Source organism: Methanoculleus methanifontis, from assembly GCF_030464365.1.
GTDB lineage: Archaea > Halobacteriota > Methanomicrobia > Methanomicrobiales > Methanoculleaceae > Methanoculleus > Methanoculleus methanifontis.
Genome location: NZ_VCYI01000029.1, coordinates 1 through 2,694, shown reverse-complemented (window position 1 = coordinate 2,694; position 2,694 = coordinate 1). Strand labels below are relative to the sequence as shown.

General features: G+C 48.8%; 5 protein-coding genes and 1 pseudogene. 3 read left to right on the top strand and 3 right to left on the bottom strand.

All coding sequences use genetic code 11. The features are described from left to right. Positions 1–262 (top strand): annotated as a pseudogene (locus tag FGW20_RS13290) (hypothetical protein); the annotation flags it as partial. Positions 263–596: 334 nt separating this feature from the next. Here FGW20_RS13290 and FGW20_RS13285 read toward each other — a convergent pair. Continuing rightward, positions 597–1,103 carry an IS5 family transposase gene (locus FGW20_RS13285; protein WP_301678548.1) on the bottom strand — a complete coding sequence of 169 codons (507 nt, stop codon included), beginning with the start codon at positions 1,101–1,103 and terminating at the stop codon, positions 597–599. Next, entirely contained in the window at positions 1,031–1,390 is a 360-nt protein-coding gene (locus FGW20_RS13280) for a transposase (RefSeq protein ID WP_301678547.1), read from the bottom strand. The genes FGW20_RS13285 and FGW20_RS13280 overlap by 73 nt, the downstream gene beginning before the upstream one ends. 171 nt (positions 1,391–1,561) lie before the next feature. Here FGW20_RS13280 and FGW20_RS13275 point away from each other — a divergent pair, with 171 nt between their 5' ends. After that, a complete protein-coding gene (locus FGW20_RS13275; RefSeq protein WP_301678546.1) occupies positions 1,562–1,816 on the top strand; it encodes a hypothetical protein in 255 nt (84 codons plus the stop codon). Between the two features lie 219 nt (positions 1,817–2,035). Further along, on the top strand, positions 2,036–2,179 hold the full coding sequence (locus FGW20_RS13270; protein WP_367617957.1) for a type II toxin-antitoxin system HicB family antitoxin: 144 nt from the start codon (positions 2,036–2,038) through the stop codon (positions 2,177–2,179). A 180-nt stretch (positions 2,180–2,359) separates the two neighbouring features. Here FGW20_RS13270 and FGW20_RS13265 read toward each other — a convergent pair whose 3' ends face one another. Continuing rightward, entirely contained in the window at positions 2,360–2,545 is a 186-nt protein-coding gene (locus FGW20_RS13265) for a hypothetical protein (RefSeq protein ID WP_301678545.1), read from the bottom strand. Between the last annotated feature and the right edge of the window lie 149 nt (positions 2,546–2,694).

The following is a 2,694-nucleotide window of genomic DNA, read 5'->3' as shown; positions in this document are numbered from 1 at the left end:
ACTAAAGGCACGAAAATACTGGTACCAGGTCAAAGAGATCAAGATCAAAGTGATCCTCCATAACCTAACGAAGGCAGTACAAACAGTCGTGATTGTCGTTGTCTGGAAGGAATTCAACAGAGCCGAAAAATCCTTCTCAGTCACTCTTTTAACATTCTCCACTGCCTGCTCGACATTATCGGATTTTATCGTCTTCTTTGTGGTTATCAGCGCCCATATCCCCCATAAATACATCAAAAGAAATGAAGCTGGAATCCAGTAGGCAATTATGGTCAGTTGCCAGCTTACACCTAATGCAATAAAGATCGATATGAATGACCCAAAGAGAAGATTTTTATCGATATTCTGAAGTTGCCTCGATGTATGATCAAAACTCTCGTTTATCATGAATTTAAGGTCGCTTAACGGAAAGGGTGGGGCCGACTCCATATATTTAAGAGTAGCAATAAGGCGTATTTAAATCTATTTTACGAAAGAAGTTATAGGATATCCGGAAGCGGGGAGATTAACAGTTTTAAAACGACGTTACGGGTTAAAGGGGAAATAAATTCTAGTTTTGGTCAGCGGAGATTTCTCGCACACGGATATAGGCGAGGTCATCCCAATACTCTCGCGATCATGACGCTGCATGCCAGGTGAATTAGTCCCATGAATGAGTGCTCATACCGCTCGTATCGTGGAACAATCTTCTTAAATGCCTCTATCCAGCTGAAGAACCGCTCTACTGCGCTGCGTTTTTTGTAGAGTTCCAGATCAAACCAGAATGGCCTTCCTCGTTTCGGCTGTTTCCGGGATCTTCTATTGACCGGGATATTACTCTTGATCCCTCGTTTCCGGTTGTATTGTCGAATTTCCCGGGCATCGTAGGCTGCATCTGCGGAGATGATCCTGGGACGAACCTGCACCTCAGGAATCTCAAATGTTTCGAGGGTTGGTTCGTAGAGACGGGAATCGTGGACATTTGCTGGTGCAACCGTGCAGGCAAGCGGGAGGCCGTTCCGATCGACCAGAGCACTCAGTTTGTTCCCGTTTACCTTCTTATAGCCATCATAGCCGATGGATCCCCTTTTTTTGCCGGGATATCCTTGGTATCTGTCGCACAATGTGAGAGATCGATTTTTTTGATCTCGTAGCCAGATTGAAGAAGGTCGAGGAAGATCGCCTGATACACGCCTTTCTCGCAAAGTTCGAGGTGGTACCGGTGAACCGTCGATTTAGTACCGTAGTTCGCCGGGACATCGAGCCAGGAACATCCGGTGGTCAGAACGTACAGGATGCCGTTGATCAGTCTGCGGGGGTCACACCGGGGTCGACCGATGTGCGGCTTTGTTGGGGGGAGGTATTTTTGAACAATCTCCCAGAGATCATCGTCAATTTCCCGGAATGCCATGATCCCCAGTTTTATCCAAGGGGCCTTATAATTATAGGATCACCTCAGTAGTAAAATGTGAGAGTCAGGGTTCGTTGGCATCATTGAACGCGTTGCTTTAGGATCTCCTTCATTAAATCCCTCCCCCTCAAAAGATACATCCTTTTAAATCGCAATGGCATAGAGCATCACATGAACCCAGAGGCAACCGCTAGAAACCTCCTTTACCCTAGCGAATGGATATTCCGGCTTTTCATCGCAGCCATGCTAATACATATCGCAAACCCACAGTGGACTTACGCATTCCCCTACTTGGCGGATTCGTTTATTTTCTTGTTGGGCTACTATTTGCTCTTCATCGGGGCAGCGTTGTGGTTCGTGGTACAGATCTGGGTTTTAATGAAGTACGTCTCTTCGAGAAGAGATAGTACACCTCTGCATCAGTGATGAAGAGCGTGAGGAGACGGCCTGGAAAGTGTACGGAGAAGTACAATTACCCTACAGAGAGTTAGTGAGCGTGTTTGAAGCAGATTACTTGATCTACACTTCATACCAACTACCAGGCAGGACTTACCATGAGGGATGAATGATGTATCGATTTCTTGTCATCGTCGAGCAGACCGACGGCAATTACTCGGCATACTCCCCGGATCTCGCCGTCGGTGCGTGGCGACCGGAGCAACTCATGAGGAAGTGGAAGAGCAGATGCACGAGGCGATTGAGTTCCACATCGAAGGGCTCCGGGAGGATGGGCTCTCGATTCCGCCGTCACGGTCTTCAGCGATCTACGTAGCGGTCGGTAGAGGGTGAGCCCCCTCGATCACCGGCCCCTTCTTCTCCTGGAGATGCTCAATGGAGAGCTCGATAGCCTCCCGTGCCATCGCGTCCCGGGAACGCCTGATCTGTCGAGAGTATACCCTGCAAGATAACGGACATTTATCGGACATATCGGACATCGTCTGTTTTGGTGTGTCTGATATCTGACGTGATTCACCGCACCCCCTCCCCCGTATTCCACTCCCGCACCAGCCTCGCATAACACCCCTCGCAGACCTTCGCCTGCGCCTCCCGCGAGCGGTAGACCGCCTTCCCCGCCCCGCAGACATCGCACCGGCCGAGTTCGACCTTCGCCCGTGCAAACGTCCGGTGGACCGAAAAATCAGAGATCTTCCTCACTCCATTTCCAGCACTTCCGGCCTCATTCATCGTTCATTCATCGTTCATTCATCGTTCATTCATCGTTCATTCATCGTTCATTCATCGTTCATTCATCGTTCATTCATCGTTCATTCATCGTTCATTCATCGTTCATTCATCGTTCATTC